At 75.4% G+C, this 13,308-nt stretch carries 13 protein-coding genes; 6 read left to right on the top strand and 7 right to left on the bottom strand.

Annotated features, from left to right (window positions below):
- The first annotated feature begins 79 nt into the window (after positions 1 to 79).
- A complete protein-coding gene (locus HHL19_RS17005; protein ID WP_169090439.1) occupies positions 80 to 517 on the top strand; it encodes an OsmC family protein in 438 nt (145 codons plus the stop codon).
- A gap of 22 nt (positions 518 to 539) precedes the next feature.
- Here the strand turns inward: HHL19_RS17005 and HHL19_RS17000 are convergent, their stop codons facing one another.
- Positions 540 to 1,985 (bottom strand): carboxylesterase family protein, encoded by a 1,446-nt coding sequence (locus HHL19_RS17000; protein WP_169090437.1) that lies wholly within the window; start codon positions 1,983 to 1,985, stop codon positions 540 to 542.
- Between the two features lie 171 nt (positions 1,986 to 2,156).
- Here HHL19_RS17000 and HHL19_RS16995 point away from each other — a divergent pair, with 171 nt between their 5' ends.
- Both HHL19_RS16995 and HHL19_RS16990 read left to right on the top strand, forming a co-directional pair.
- Positions 2,157 to 2,555: a nuclear transport factor 2 family protein gene (locus HHL19_RS16995; protein ID WP_169090435.1), complete on the top strand. Its 399-nt coding sequence runs from the start codon at positions 2,157 to 2,159 to the stop codon at positions 2,553 to 2,555.
- A 44-nt stretch (positions 2,556 to 2,599) separates the two neighbouring features.
- Positions 2,600 to 2,968, top strand: a complete 369-nt coding sequence (locus HHL19_RS16990; RefSeq protein WP_169090433.1) for a hypothetical protein — start codon at positions 2,600 to 2,602, stop codon at positions 2,966 to 2,968.
- A gap of 47 nt (positions 2,969 to 3,015) precedes the next feature.
- On the opposite strand, the gene HHL19_RS16985 is transcribed toward HHL19_RS16990, so the two are convergent.
- Genes HHL19_RS16985 through HHL19_RS16975 form a run of 3 tightly spaced genes read right to left on the bottom strand, consistent with a single transcriptional unit; the run spans position 3,016 to position 4,190 of the window.
- Positions 3,016 to 3,405, bottom strand: a complete 390-nt coding sequence (locus HHL19_RS16985) for a DUF4440 domain-containing protein (RefSeq protein WP_169090431.1) — start codon at positions 3,403 to 3,405, stop codon at positions 3,016 to 3,018.
- A gap of 7 nt (positions 3,406 to 3,412) precedes the next feature.
- Positions 3,413 to 3,925, bottom strand: coding sequence for a DinB family protein (locus HHL19_RS16980; protein ID WP_169090429.1), 513 nt, complete (start codon positions 3,923 to 3,925; stop codon positions 3,413 to 3,415).
- A 43-nt stretch (positions 3,926 to 3,968) separates the two neighbouring features.
- Complete coding sequence (locus tag HHL19_RS16975) at positions 3,969 to 4,190, bottom strand: hypothetical protein (protein ID WP_169090427.1); 222 nt, start codon at positions 4,188 to 4,190, stop codon at positions 3,969 to 3,971.
- 151 nt (positions 4,191 to 4,341) lie between these two features.
- Between HHL19_RS16975 and HHL19_RS16970 the strand changes: the two genes are divergently transcribed.
- Entirely contained in the window at positions 4,342 to 6,177 is a 1,836-nt protein-coding gene (locus HHL19_RS16970; protein ID WP_169090425.1) for a glycoside hydrolase family 15 protein, read from the top strand.
- 121 nt (positions 6,178 to 6,298) lie between these two features.
- Here HHL19_RS16970 and HHL19_RS16965 read toward each other — a convergent pair whose 3' ends face one another.
- The gene (locus HHL19_RS16965) at positions 6,299 to 6,664 is read right to left on the bottom strand and encodes a cupin domain-containing protein (protein WP_169090423.1); all 366 of its coding nucleotides are present in this window, start codon (positions 6,662 to 6,664) and stop codon (positions 6,299 to 6,301) included.
- A gap of 177 nt (positions 6,665 to 6,841) precedes the next feature.
- On the opposite strand from HHL19_RS16965, the gene HHL19_RS16960 reads away from it, so the two are divergent.
- On the top strand, positions 6,842 to 7,279 hold the full coding sequence (locus tag HHL19_RS16960) for an SPW repeat protein (protein WP_169090421.1): 438 nt from the start codon (positions 6,842 to 6,844) through the stop codon (positions 7,277 to 7,279).
- Positions 7,280 to 7,465: 186 nt separating this feature from the next.
- Positions 7,466 to 8,755, top strand: a complete 1,290-nt coding sequence (locus tag HHL19_RS16955; protein ID WP_169090419.1) for a bifunctional GNAT family N-acetyltransferase/ATP-binding protein — start codon at positions 7,466 to 7,468, stop codon at positions 8,753 to 8,755.
- 21 nt (positions 8,756 to 8,776) lie between these two features.
- On the opposite strand, the gene HHL19_RS16950 is transcribed toward HHL19_RS16955, so the two are convergent.
- Both HHL19_RS16950 and HHL19_RS16945 read right to left on the bottom strand, forming a co-directional pair.
- Positions 8,777 to 9,688, bottom strand: a complete 912-nt coding sequence (locus HHL19_RS16950) for a carbohydrate kinase (protein ID WP_169090417.1) — start codon at positions 9,686 to 9,688, stop codon at positions 8,777 to 8,779.
- A 5-nt stretch (positions 9,689 to 9,693) separates the two neighbouring features.
- Positions 9,694 to 13,299, bottom strand: a complete 3,606-nt coding sequence (locus HHL19_RS16945) for a glycoside hydrolase family 32 protein (protein ID WP_169090415.1) — start codon at positions 13,297 to 13,299, stop codon at positions 9,694 to 9,696.
- Between the last annotated feature and the right edge of the window lie 9 nt (positions 13,300 to 13,308).

Raw genomic sequence — 13,308 nt, 5'->3', positions numbered from 1 at the left:
GCGGGGCCGGGTGGGTCGGGCGGGCCGGGAGCCGTAGCGTACGGGGGCAGATGTCCGTACGCAGCTGAGGAGTACTCGCATGGCCGACTACCGAGTCGAGACCGAACGCACCGGATACCGCCGGTGGACCGCCCGCAACGACCGGGGCGCGGAGGTGTTGATGGCCGCCGCCGACGACGAGGGGGCGCAGCCCTCGTTCACGCCGGTGGAGCTGCTGCTCGCGGCGATGGCGGGGTGCGGGGGCCTGGTGGTCGACCGGACGGCGCGGGCCGTCGAGCACGACGGGCTGCGGATCGTGGTGGAGTCGGTGTCGGCGCCGGAGGACGAGGGGCGGATCGGGCGGATCCGGGTGAGCTACGAGGTCGAGCTGCCGGAGTCGAATCCGAAGGCGGCGGAGGTGTTCGCGCGCGGGGTGCGGCTCACGCACGAGAACTTCTGCACGGTGAGCCGCACGGTGGAGCACGGGGCGCGGGTGGAGGCGATCCTGCCGGACGGCACGGTCGGCTTCGAGGGCTGACCCCTGCCCCTCCCCCCGGCGGTCAGTACGGCCAGAGCGCGCGGACGTGGGCGAGCGGGTCGGCGGCGACGCGGCTCTCGGTGTCCCAGAGCATCGTGGCGCGGCCGCCGGGGGTGTAGCGGGGCCAGTCGGCGCCGGGGTCCTGGTCCTTGACGAAGGCGACCCAGGCGCGGTGGACGGCGTCGGCGAGGGTCTGCGGCGGGGTGGCGCCGGCGACTTCGGGGACGCCTTCGGCGTCGAGGAGGTCGAAAGCGAAGGGCAGGTCCAGGCAGTGGAGGGCGAGGCCGAGGACGGGTGAGCGCCAGGTGAACTCGTAGAGCCAGGTGGGGTGTTCGCGGGCGGCGCGGGCGTCGGCGACGGCGAGGTTCGGGGCCCGGAACAAGACGTCGGTGAGCGCCTTCCCGAAGAGGGCCGGTTCCGGCGCGCCGGGGTGGGCGGCGGCGAACGCCGCCGCGCGCGCCTCGTCGAGGCCGAGGGCGCCGAGGAGGACGGGCAGCGGTACGCCGTCCGGGGCGGGGATCATCGAGAACTCGTCGGCGGTGAAGCCCAGCAGGAGCGGGACTCCGGCGCCCGCGCCGCCGGCGGTGAGGGCCTCGGCGGGCGGTACGGGGATGAGCTCGCCGTCCGCGAAGGGGGCGAGGGCCGGCATCGGCGGGAGTCCCTCGCGGTCGGGCCCGTCCTCGGCGAGCCGGTCCTGGAGGGCGAGGAGTGCGTCGTCGCTCAGGTCGCGCAGGGCCTCGGCGGTGGCGGGCAGGCCGGTGCGGGCGGTGAGGAGGCGGGCGGCGGCGCGGGCGGTCTCCGGGCCGTCGGGGCGCAGGACGGCGCCGGAGACGGCGAGCGCGCCGCGGAAGAGGCCCCGCGCGGCGGGGACGGCGAGGAGGGTGAGGACGGCGCCGCCGCCGGCGGACTGGCCGGCGACGGTGACCTTGGCGGGGTCGCCGCCGAAGGAGGCGATGTTGTCGCGGACCCACTCCAGGGCGGCGATCCAGTCGCGGACCCCGCGGTTGGCGGGGGCGTCCTCCAGGTGCAGGAAGCCCTCGATGCCGAGCCGGTAGCCGAGGGAGACGAGGACGACGCCGTCGCGGTTGAACGCGGCGCCGTCGTACCAGGGGCTGGCGGCGGAACCGGCGACGTAACCGCCGCCGTGGATCCACACGAGCACCGGGAGGCCCTCGGCGGGGGCGGTGTCCGGCGTGAAGACGTTGAGGTTGAGGACGCCGGCGCCCGGGACGCTGGGCTCGGGGATGGTGGTGACCTCGGCGAACGGGCGGCGCTGCGCCGTCGGTCCGTAGGCGGTCGCGTCCAGGGGCTCGGTCCACGGCTCGGGCGGCTCGGGGGCGGCGAACCGGAGCGCGCCGACGGGCGGCTTGGCGTAGGGGATCCCGAGGAAGCGGTACGTACCGTCGGCGCGTCGCTCGCCGCGCACGGGGCCTCGGGTGGTGCTGACGAGGGGGCCGGTGGAGGTCATCGGGCGACTCCTGGAGGTGCGCGGGCCGGCGCGGCGGCGATGGGTGACCGCGTCAGGTTCGGGGCCCGGCAGCAGAGGCGTCAAGGGCTGGAACGGCGATGGTGACGCGTGTCACTGACACGAGTCAACGACAAGGTGCGGGGCCGGACGGCCCGTGGGCATGATGGAGCCATGACCGACCGGGACGACTTCCTGACGTGGGTCAGGACCGACCTCCAGGCCGCCGAACGGGCGCTGCACGACGGGGACCCGGCGCCGCGCCGGGCGCTCTGGTCGCGCCGCGAGCCGGTGAGCGTGCTGGGGGCCTGGTACAACGCCATCGGGCAGGAGGACGTGGACACGCTGTTCACGGCACTCGCCCGGCGCTTCTCCGACTGCGTCGACTACCGCGTCGAGGTGCTCAGCCACGACGTCGTCGGCGACATGGCCTACACCGCCTGCTTCGAGCACATCTCGGCGTCGGTGGACGGCGAGGCCCGCGTCTACACGCTGCGCGCCACCCAGACGTACCGCCGCGAGGACGGCGAGTGGCGGGTGGTCCACCGGCACGGCGACCTCGTCCAGGCCTGACCCTCGGCCGTAAGATCGCCTGCGGACGAGGGGGTCGACAGGTCGTGAAGTGGAGCATCGGCGGCGTCGTGGCCGGGCTGATCGTGGGCGGCGGAGGGATCGGGCTCATGGTGGCCGGACTGGTGTGGAAGGGGCGCGCCACCCGCCCGTTCGCCGCCCGGCGCGCGGGCGTGATGGCCCACCGGGCGTACGTCCGCGACCTGACGCGCGCCACGGACCAGGCGATCGCCGCCGCCCGCCGGGCCGCCGGCGAGGGCGAGCCGGCGATCGTCACCGTCGAGGCCGTCGAGCGGCTGCTGCGCGAGCGGTACGGGCACGAGCACGTCGAGCGGCGGCACGCGGCGGCCGCCCTCCGCCGGGGCTTCCGCGAGCACGGCTGCGCGGCGGACTGCGTGACGGACGCCTACGGCTGAGCGCGGTGCCGCCCGGACCGGGTGCCCTGGCGGCGGCAGACGGACGCCTACGGCCGAGCCGCGCCGTCCGGGACCGGGGTGCCCTGGTGGTAGTAGAGGCGCAGGTTGCCGGCGGTGTCGCGGCGCCACAGGGAGGAGCGGCGGGCGCGGCGGCCGTCGATGACGGTCTCGTAGGTGAGGTGCACGACGCCGGGGGCGAGGATCGTGCCGGCGAAGGCGTCGGCGACGATGGGCGGACCGTCCTCGCCGCCGTGGAGTGCGGGCAGCGCGGCCATCATCTCCGCGTACGTCCAGCGCCGTCCGGAGGCGCCGACCTCGGTGAACTCCGGGTCGAACAGGGCCTCGGCGAGGGGCCGGGCGAGCCGGACGGCGGGGTCGTGCAGGCGGAGCTCGCCGGTGATCGCCTCGGCGATGTCCGGATGCTGATGGTCCGTCATGACAGCTTCACTCCCCCGTCGTGCCGTCGATGCGCTCGCGGAGCAGGTCCGCGTGGCCGTTGTGCCGGGCGTACTCCTCGATCATGTGGGCGAGGACGTAGCGGACCGAGTACGTCTCCTCCCCCAGGCGTCCGGTGACGTCCAGGGAGTCCGCCGCGTCGACGATCGCGCGGGAGCGGGCGCACTCGGCGTGCCAGACGCCGAAGTCGGCCTCGGCGTCGGCGTGCTCGACGTCGAAGTCGGCCCATTCGGTCGACCCGGGCCGGGTCCAGGGGCTGCGGCTCTCCTCCCCCGCGAGGACGTTGCGGAACCAGCCGCGCTCGACCTCGGCGGCGTGCCGGACCAGGCCGAGGAGGGAGAGTCCGGAGGGCGGCACGGCGCGCTCCTTGAGCTGCTCCGGGGTGAGCCCGGCGCACTTGAGCGCGAGGGTGTCCCGCTGGAACTGGAGCATGGCCGTGAGCGTGGCGCGCTCGTCGGCGGTGGCGGTGGGCACGGGTGTGCGGTCGTCGTTCCGGATCATGCGGGCATTCTGCCGGGTCCCGGGCGTCGGGGCGCGCGGGTTTTCAGGGGCCCGGCGGCGCGGCGGCGGCCTCGTCCCGCGTGACCGCCTCCTCGCCCTCGGCGTCCAGGGAGGCGGTCTCCGGGGCGTGGGCGACGGCGGTCTCGGCGTCGCCGGTGCGCGGCCGGTCCTCGCGGAGCCGGGAGAGCAGGAAGATCTTGCGGTCCATGGCGAGGCCGCTCTGTTCCGCGGGGCGGCGCCCCGGTACCGCGGGCGTTGCTTCCACGGCCTCGCCGTGTCCGGACGGGCAGTCCCCGAGCCGGCTGTGTGCGTCGCCCCGTACCGGTCCTCCGTCCCTCGTTCATGGTGCGCCCCGCAGGCGGCGACGGCATCCCGTCGGCGGGGCGCGGCGGCGGTCGATCGCCGATAGTGGAGGGATGAAGCGCTATCCGCTCATCGCCGAGCACGGCCTGGTGGGGGATCTGCAGACCGCCGCGCTCATCTCGGACGAGGGCGTCGTGGACTGGTTCGCGGCGCCCCGGTTCGACTCCCCGGGGGTGTTCTCGGCGCTCCTGGACCACGACCGGGGCGGCTGGTTCCGGCTCTCGGTGGACGGGCCGGGCGTGACGGTCAAACAGCTCTACTATCCGGACACGGCGATCCTGGTGACCCGGTTCATGTCGCCCGACGGGGTGGGCGAGTTGATGGACTGGATGCCGCCGGACCGGACCGGCAGGCCCACGGACCGGCACACCCTGATGCGGGCGATGCGGTGCACCCGGGGCAGCGTCGTGTTCACGCTGGAGTGCCGGCCCCGGTTCGGCTTCGGGCGGACCCCGCACGACGTCCGGATCGACGGCCGCACGGCGGCCTTCCGCTCGGCGGCGATGGCGGGCTTCCTCCAGTCGAACGTGCCGCTGGAGAGGGACGGGCCGTACGACGTGCGCGGGCGCCTGGAGCTGTCCGAGGGGCAGATCGCCGGGGCGTCCTTCACCGTGGACGGCCCCGAGGCCGCGCCGCCGCCGCTGCCCGACCTGCGGGAGGCGGAGGCCGCGCTGTGGGACGCGGTGGAGTTCTGGCAGCGGTGGGTGCGCACCGCGCGGTACCGGGGGCGGTGGCCCGACATGGTGCACCGCTCGGCGATCACGCTGAAGCTGCTGACGTACCTGCCGTCGGGGGCGCCGATCGCGGCGCCGACCCTGGGGCTGCCGGAGCAGGTGGGCGGCGAGCGGAACTGGGACTACCGCTACACCTGGGTGCGGGACGGCGCGCTGGCCGTGCGGGCCCTGCTCGACCTGGGCTTCGCGGAGGAGGCGGCGGCGTTCACGGAGTGGCTGACGGCGCGGGTCGCCGAGCGGGCGTCGGGCCCGGCGGACGGGCGGCCGCTGCAGATCATGTACCGGGTGGACGGCGACCCGTCGCTGCCCGAGGAGGTGCTGTCGGAGTTCGAGGGGTACCGGGGTTCGGCCCCGGTGCGGGTGGGCAACGCGGCGGCGGACCAGCTCCAGCTCGACATCTTCGGCGAGGCGCTGTACGCGCTGGCGCAGGGCGGCGGGCGGGACATCCAGCCGACGTACGAGGGGTGGCGGGCGGTGTCGGGGATGCTCGACTGGCTCGCCGACGCCTGGGACGCGCCCGACGAGGGCATCTGGGAGACGCGCGGCGGACGCAAGGACTTCACCTTCAGCCGGGTCATGTCCTGGGTGGCCTTCGACCGGGGGCTGCGCCTCGCGGAGGAGTTCGGCCGGCCGGCGGCCCTGGAGACCTGGCGGGCGGCGCGGGACGAGATCTTCGCGCAGGTGATGCGGCGCGGCTGGAGCGAGCGGCGCGGAGCGCTGACCCAGTACTTCGGCGGGGACGTGCTGGACGCCTCGCTGCTGCTGATCCCCCGGACCGGGCTGCTCAACCCGACGGACCCCCGGTGGCTGAGCACCCTGGACGCGATCGAGCGCGGCCTCGTCCGGGACAACCTGGTCCACCGCTACGACCCGGGCGCCGCGCCGGACGGACTGCGGGGCGCCGAGGGCACGTTCAGCCTCTGCACCTTCCTGTACGTGGACGCGCTGGCGCGGGCCGGGCGGGTGCGGCAGGCGCGGTTCGCGTTCGAGAAGATGCTCACGTACGCCAACCATGTGGGCCTGTTCGCCGAGGAGATCGGGCCGAGCGGCGAGCAACTGGGCAACTTCCCGCAGGCGTTCACCCATCTGTCGCTGATCATGGCGGCGACGACCCTGGACGAGACCCTGGACGCCCTCGCCGCCCGGCCGGGCTGAGCCGGCTCCCGCTCGGCGGCGGAGGGAGCGGCCGGCGGGGACGGCCGTCGCTCGCGGCCGTCCCCGCCGTCCCGTGCCCAACCACCGGCAGAGTCCGTGTCGAAGGGGTGATCGAGGGGCGTCAGGAGCCCTTGGCGTACTCGGCGAAGCCGTTCCAGTCCAGCGCCACGCAGGGATCGTCGCCGACGACCCAGGCGTCGTGCCCGGGGGTGACCTCCATGAAGTCGCCGGGGCCGAACTCGTCCTCCTCGCCGTCGTCCATGACGACGCGGATCCGTCCGCTGACCACGTAGCCGACGTGCGCCGCCTGGCAACTGTCCGTCCCGGCGATCGGTTTCACGTGCTTGGACCACTGCCAGCCGGGCTCGAACACGGCCCGTCCGACGGACCCGCCCTCCACGGTGATCAGATCGAGCCTGCCCTTGCCGCCCTCGAAGGGACGGGTCTCGTCCGCCTTGTCGAAGCTTCTTCGCGTGATGCCGGTCATCGTCTCCGCCTCCGGCGGTGAGCGGATACCCCGAGTCCTCTCCCAGCGTACGCCGCACCGGTCCGCCGCTCTCGTCCCCACTTCACATAAGGAACATATAAGAGCACAATGGGACTGCGGCATCCGTGCCGCGAGCGCGGTCCGACACGCAGCACGCCAAGCAAGGAGGCGAGTCACATGGCCGACGTCTCTCACCGTCCCGGTGACATCGCGGGACACCCCGACGCGACCGAGATGCGCGAGCGCTACGCGCAGATCATGCAGACCAGAGGAGTAGCGGCCGTCGAGGAGCTCATCATCCTCGCCGGCGTCTGGATCGCCGTCTCCGCCTACACGGTCCACTTCGCGGCCGCCCGGCCGGAGCTGGCCATCACCAACCTGGTCGTCGGCATCGCACTCGCGGTCCTCGGCCTGTGCACGTCGATGGCCCCCGAGCGTTCCCAGGACCTGAACTTCGTGGTCCTGCTGCTCGGCGCCTGGACGATCGTCGCCCCGTGGGTCGTCACCCGGAACCCCGACACCGGCATGATCCTGAACAACGTCATCGCCGGCGCGTGCGTCTGCCTGTTCGCCCTCACCGCGGGCGGACTGCTGATGAGCAAGCGCAGGACGTGAGGCAGCACCTTCCCGTCCCCACGGCGGCGCTCCCCCGGGAACGCCGCCGTACGCGTGTCCGCGCCGCTCCGCCCAGTGACGAAGCGGCGCGTTTCCGTGCCACGCCTTGTGCAGGATGGCGCAGGCCCCGCCGCACCACCCCCGCCTAGCCTCGCCGCAACGAGCACACGAGGGGCGGTACCACCGGTGAACTGGCACATCCACGACTACCGCGAGAACGATCTCGCCGCCGTCGTCCATCTGATCGACACCACGGCCGAGCTGGGACAGGAGTCCGTCTTCTCGCTCGCCGAGTGCATCGGGGCGCTCACCTCCCGGCAGCCGGCCGTCGTCGCCGTCCACCAGGGCGTGCCCATCGGCGCCGCGCTCGCCTGCGTCTCCGGGGAACGCGCCTGGGTGATGCGGGTCGCGATCGCCTCCGGCTGGCGCGGCCGGGGCCTGGCCAGCGCCCTCCTGGTGGAGCTGGAGCGGAAACTGGTCGCCGCCCGGGTGGGGAGGATCGCGTACGTGCTCCCCGAGGAGGAACTGCTCGGCGAGGGGCTCCTCAACGCCGGGTACACGCGCCAGCCGGCGGTCGCGTACTTCGAGAAGACCGAGCCGCTGCACGGGCCCGCCGCCGGACTCCTCGACGACCTCGGCGGCCGGCTCCTGCCCGGCGACCTGTGGGCGAAGGTGGCCGGCATGGAGCGGGAGAAGGACCTCATCGAGCGGCGGGTGGTGCTGCCGCTCGCCGAACCGGAGCGGGCCGCCCGCCACGGCGTCCGGCCGCCCCGGGCGATCTGCCTCTTCGGCCCGCCCGGCACCGGCAAGACGACCTTCGCCCGCGCGGTGGCCTCGCGGCTCGGCTGGCCGTTCGTGGAGATCCTGCCGTCGCGGCTCGCCGACGGCGGCAACCTCGCGGCGGCGCTGCGCACCGCCTTCGCGCGGATCGCGGAGCTCGACCGGGTCCTCGTCTTCATCGACGAGGTCGAGGAGATCGCCCCGGTGCGCTCCGAGCCCGCGCAGCCGGGCGGGCTGCACGGGGTCACCAACGAACTCCTCAAACTGATCCCGGGGTTCCGGGAGGGCGACGAGCGGCTCCTGGTCTGTGCGACCAACTCGGTCCGCTCCCTCGACCCGGCCTTCCTGCGGCCCGGCCGCTTCGACTACCTGATCCCGATCGGTACGCCCGACAAGGCCGCCCGGGCGGCCATCTGGTCCCGCTACACCGACGGCCGACCCGAGGTGGACATCGACGAACTGGTCCTCGCCAGCGACCTGTTCACCCCGGCGGACATCGAGCACGCGGCCCGGGTGGCGGCGCAGGCCTCCTTCGAACGGGACCTCGTCGCCGCCGGCGGCCGGGGCGCGGACGCCCCGGCGCCGGGCGCGTCCACCGCGGACTACCTGGCGGCGATCGCCGCCGCCCGCCCGACGGTGACGCCGGAGCTCGTCGAGCGGTTCGCGGAGGACATCACGAGCCACGCCCGCACATGACGGCCCCCCGGGCGGTCACCGTCACCGGTCGGCGAGCGCCGCGTCCAGCTCCGCCCGGTCGGGCGGCTGGGCGCCGGCCCGGGAGACGGTGACGGCCGCCGCGGCGCCCGCCCGGGCCAGCAGCGCGGCGAGGTCGCCGGGGCCGAGGGCGGCGAGCGCGGCCCGGTCGCGGCCGGCGAGGGCGTCGAGGACGGCCGACATGAAGGAGTCGCCCGCGCCGACCGTGTCGACGACGGCGACGGGCGGCGCCGCGGCGGCCACCGTGTGCTCCCGGGTCACGGCCAGCGCCCCGTCCCCGCCCCGGGTGACGAGGACGACGGAGGGCCCGAGCCCCAGCCAGCGCGCGGCCACCGCCTCCGGCGGCTCGCCCGGGTGGAGCCAGGCCAGGTCCTCGTCGCTCGCCTTCACCACGTCGGCGAGGGCGACGCACCGCTCGACCCGGGCCACGGCCGCCCCGTGCTCCCCCATCAGGGCGGGCCGCACGTTCGGGTCGTAGCTGACGGTGGCGGCGGGCCTGAGCCGCCCGGTCAGGGCGAGCACGGTCGCGGCGCCGGGGTCGGTGACGGCCGCGATCGAGCCGAGGTGGACGTGGCGCACCGGCTCCGGGGTCGCCGGCGGCTCGTCGGCGCACAGGGTCCAGGCGATGTCGAAGGCGTACGTGGCCCGGCCGTGCGCGTCGAGGGAGACGACGGCCGACGGGGTGCGGGCCGGGGCACCACCGAGGGCGAGCCGCACCCCGGCGCCGGTGAGGTGCGCGGCGACGAGCCGCCCGGAGGGGTCGTCGGCGAGCTGGGTGAGCAGGGTGGTGGCGCGGCCGAGGCGGGCGAGTCCGTAGGCCACGTTGGCGGGGCTGCCGCCGGGGTGGACGACGTCGGCGGCGCCGGGGTCGCGGACGATGTCGGCGACGCACTCGCCGATCACCAGGAAGGACATCGGTCTCACAGCTCCTTGGCGTAGGTGTCCTGGTGGCCTGCCCGGCCGCCGAAGACGTTCAGGCCGACGTGGCCGGAGGCGTAGGTGGCGTCGGGGTCGGTCAGGTCGATGATCCCGCGCCCGTCGAGGAAGACCTGGATCCGGGTGCCCCGGTGGACGATCCGCAGGGGGTACGTGACGCCGTGCCGCACGAGCAGCGGCACCCGGGCGAGGACGTCCGCGTCGTCGAAGGCGCCGCCGCGCCGGACGGCCAGGCGGACGGCCCGCAGGTCGGGGTCGACGTTGAGGACGTATCCGTCGGCGCCGTCCGCCGAGGCCCGCCACAGCAGGGACGCTGCCCCGCGCACCCCGTCGGCGCCGCCGAGCCGCAGCAGGGTGGTGAGTTCGAGGTCGGCGAAGCGGCGGGTGGACAGGGCGTCGCTGTCCCGGTCGAAGACGCAGGTCAGGCCGGCGCCGGTGGGCTCCCAGCGGCCGGCGGGCAGCACGGTGGGCGTGCCGAGGTCGGTGCGGAACTCCCCCTGCGGCGGTGCGGGAGGCAGGCCGCGCCCGGGGGCGCCGCCGAGCCGGACGGTGGAGGCGAGCGCGTGGTGGGCGAGGGTGACGATCCGGACGGTTCCGCCCTCGGCGGTGAAGGAGAGCCCGTCCGCGTCCGGGTCGGGCAGCACCAGGCTGGTGAGGACGGCCTCGCCGTCGCCGCCGAAGACCTCCACGGAGGAGGAGTCGACGAGGATCCGCAGCCGCACGCGGCGACCGCCGTCCCCGGTGGGCGGGGCCGCGAGCGGCGCCTCGGAGCGGCCGGCGAACCAGCGGGTGAAGTCGGTGCGCCCGGAGTCGGTGCGGTCGACGTACAGGCGTCCGCGCCCGGGGTCGTAACCGACGCGGACGGCCCGCCCGTCCTTCGCCCGCAGCAGGAAGGCGCAGTCGGTGGCGGATCCGGCGGCGGGGAAGGCGAGTTCGGCCTCGATCTCGTACGCGGTCCCCCCGAAGCCCGCGCAGGGGTCGGGCAGGCCGGGTCCTGCGGTGAGGCCGGTGCGGACGGTGGATGCGGTGCGCAGGGCGGCGAGTTCGGCGACGGGCCGCTGCCGCAGCACGGGGTGGCCGTCGGGCCCCGAGGCGAGGGAGAGCTCGCGGGGGACGCTGTGCTGGCCCTGCCAGCGGCCGGTGGGGGCGCTGAAGGGGTAGTCCCAGTTGGTGGTCCAGCCGAGCCATGTCCGGCGCCCGTCGGGGGTGTTGTCGTAGGTGACGGCGGCGTAGAAGTCGCGTCCGTGGTCGGTGCGCAGCCAGCCGCCGGGGGCCTGGTCGGGGGTGAAGGAGGTGCCGTCCCAGGCGCCGGTGAGGTGGACGGCGGCGGAGCCGTCGGTGGCGCGGACGGCTCCGGTGGAGAGGGTCAGGACCCAGGCCGTGCGGTCGGGGTCTCCGTCGACGGGCAGCGGGAAGAGGTCGGGGCACTCCCAGACGCCGCCGGTGACCCAGGGGCCGTAGCCGAAGGAGCTGACGTGCGTCCAGTGGAGAAGGTCGCGGGAGGTGAGGAAGCGGACGTGGTCGCCGCCGGAGACGACCATCACCCACTGGTCGCGGGCCTCGTCGCGGAGCACCTTCGGGTCGCGGAAGTCCCAGCCGCCGTCGGGGCCGCCGGGGTTGCCGACCAGCGGTTCGGGGCCGCCGTACGTCTGCCAGGAGCGGCCCCGGTCGGTGCTGTAGGCGGCCCGCACGGACTGGTTGCCGCCGATCCGGTCGGGGTGGAAGCTCGTGTAGTAGGCGATGAGGCCGGAGCCGCCGCCGAAGAGCCCGGAGGCGTCGTGGAGGTCGGCGACGGCGGAGCCGGACCAGCAGTGGCCGTACGCGTTCCGCTCCAGGGCGAGCGGCAGCGCCCGCCAGTGCAGCAGGTCGGTGGAGACGGCGTGCGCCCACTGCCCCTGGTCCTGGTGGAAGAGGTGGTACTCCCCCTCGAACCACACGAGTCCGTTGGGGTCGCAGGCCGATCCCGAGCGCTTGGTGTGGTGGTAGGAGGGCCGGTACGGCTCCGTGAAGTGGTCGCGGACGTCGCCCGCATACACCTCCCGGAAGTACGCGGTGCCGCCGTCGGCGACGAGCCCCACGGTGGATCCGGTGGTGACGGCGGGGGCGGAGAGGACCCGGACGCCGTCGGCGTACACCGCGAACTCCCCTTCCAGAAGGTGGACTTCGAGTCGGACGAGGTCTCCGTCCCGGCAGGGTCTGACGGGCGGCGGGGCGGTGGCGAGGAGGGTGCCGCGGGTGTGGTCGAGGAGGCGGACGGCGCCCGCCCGCCGGTCGAGGAGGACGGTGTGGCCGCGGACGAGGAGGCCCGCGGCGTGGGCGCCGGCGAGCCGGACGTCGGCGGAGACGACGAGGCCGGGGCCGTCGGGGGCGGGAGCGGTGCGGACGCCGTCGTGGCCGCGGAGGCCGGCGAGGTCGCGGGTCCAGGTGCCCGACTCGGTGGTGCCGTCCGGGAGTTCGCCGGCTCCGGGGGCGGTGACGTTCTCGTAGGACACCCGGCCGTTGTAGGCCAGCAGGCCGTGCCGGCCGGAGAGGTGGGGGTCCGGTGCCGGGTCCTCGGTGTCGATGACGGGGGCGTAGCCGTCGGGGCGGAGGAAGTCGCCCTGCCGGTGGACGCGCAGCCGGCGGCCCGCGGCCTCGACGCGGATCCGGTGGACGGTGCCGGGGAGGACCGGGACGGCGTGGGTGGCGAGGGTGGTGTCGCCGTCGATCCGGTAGAGGCGCAACCACCCCTGGTTGGGGTCGACTTCGACGGCGTAGCCGCGGCTGCCGGTGGCGTCGGCGTGGACGAGGAGGGCGGCGACCGCGTACGGGTCGTGCACGACGAGGTCGGCCTGGAGGGAGGTGTCGTGGGCCTCCTCGGCGGCGACGGTGCGGATGTCGGCGCCGGCGGGGGCGTCGGCGGCGAGGCCGAGCGGGGTGGGGGTCCAGCCGGGGTCGCCGGCCCAGCCGGTGAGGTCGGTGGTGACGGTCCAGGACCGGGGCGGGCCGAACAGCACGGTGCCGGAGTCGGCGTACAGGCCGGTGTGCCCGGCGCGGTGCCGGTGGTCGGTGGTCGCCAGGGCGGTCCGGCCGTCGACGTGGACGGTGAGGGCGGGCCCGTCGGTGGTGACCTCCAGGAGTTCGCCCGGTCCGCCGGTGCCGGTGGCGAGGACGGTCCCGTCGGCGAGGTCCAGGAGGCGGACCCGCCCGTCGGCGGGCTCCAGGGTGACCGCGTATCCGGTGGAGCCGTCGGCAGCGGCCCGCAGGACGAGTCCGCCGCGGGCGCCCGGCGTGGCGGGGTCGGCGGTGACGCGGACGGCGAGCCCCGCGCGGGCTCCGGTCCGGTGCTCGGTGACGGCGAGCGCGGCCGCTCCGGCCGGGGCCGCGGCCCGCTGTCCTCCGTCGGCCGTGCGCTGCCAACTCCCCCGGTACGGGAGGGGATCGGGTACGGGCGAGGTCACGGCACCGGCGGGCGCGACCCGCTTCCGGCGGGCCTGCGGCAGGGCTCCGGCGGCGGGTGCGGCGGTCAGGGCGAGCGGCAGCGCGGCGAGCGTCCCGGCGGCGAGCACGGCCCGCCGGGAGGGGGTGGCGGGGGTGGGGACGGTGTTCATGGGGGGCCT

The sequence above is a fragment of the Streptomyces sp. R302 genome, assembly GCF_012927245.1.
Taxonomy (GTDB): domain Bacteria; phylum Actinomycetota; class Actinomycetes; order Streptomycetales; family Streptomycetaceae; genus Streptomyces.
Note: the sequence above shows the minus strand (reverse complement) of the source record. Positions and strands in the feature narration are given on the sequence as shown.

Bases quoted from the DNA above. Each gene is read 5' to 3' on its own strand.
- HHL19_RS17000 (WP_169090437.1), bottom strand. From the start codon at position 1,985: ATGACCTCCACCGGCCCCCTCGTCAGCACCACCCGAGGCCCCGTGCGC.
- HHL19_RS16960 (WP_169090421.1), top strand. From the start codon at position 6,842: ATGGCCGACGTCTCTCACCGTCCCGGTGACATCGCGGGACACCCCGAC.
- HHL19_RS16970 (WP_169090425.1), top strand. From the start codon at position 4,342: ATGAAGCGCTATCCGCTCATCGCCGAGCACGGCCTGGTGGGGGATCTG.
- HHL19_RS16945 (WP_169090415.1), bottom strand. From the start codon at position 13,299: ATGAACACCGTCCCCACCCCCGCCACCCCCTCCCGGCGGGCCGTGCTC.
- HHL19_RS17005 (WP_169090439.1), top strand. From the start codon at position 80: ATGGCCGACTACCGAGTCGAGACCGAACGCACCGGATACCGCCGGTGG.
- HHL19_RS16980 (WP_169090429.1), bottom strand. From the start codon at position 3,925: ATGATCCGGAACGACGACCGCACACCCGTGCCCACCGCCACCGCCGAC.
- HHL19_RS16985 (WP_169090431.1), bottom strand. From the start codon at position 3,405: ATGACGGACCATCAGCATCCGGACATCGCCGAGGCGATCACCGGCGAG.
- HHL19_RS16965 (WP_169090423.1), bottom strand. From the start codon at position 6,664: ATGACCGGCATCACGCGAAGAAGCTTCGACAAGGCGGACGAGACCCGT.
- HHL19_RS16995 (WP_169090435.1), top strand. From the start codon at position 2,157: ATGACCGACCGGGACGACTTCCTGACGTGGGTCAGGACCGACCTCCAG.
- HHL19_RS16950 (WP_169090417.1), bottom strand. From the start codon at position 9,688: ATGTCCTTCCTGGTGATCGGCGAGTGCGTCGCCGACATCGTCCGCGAC.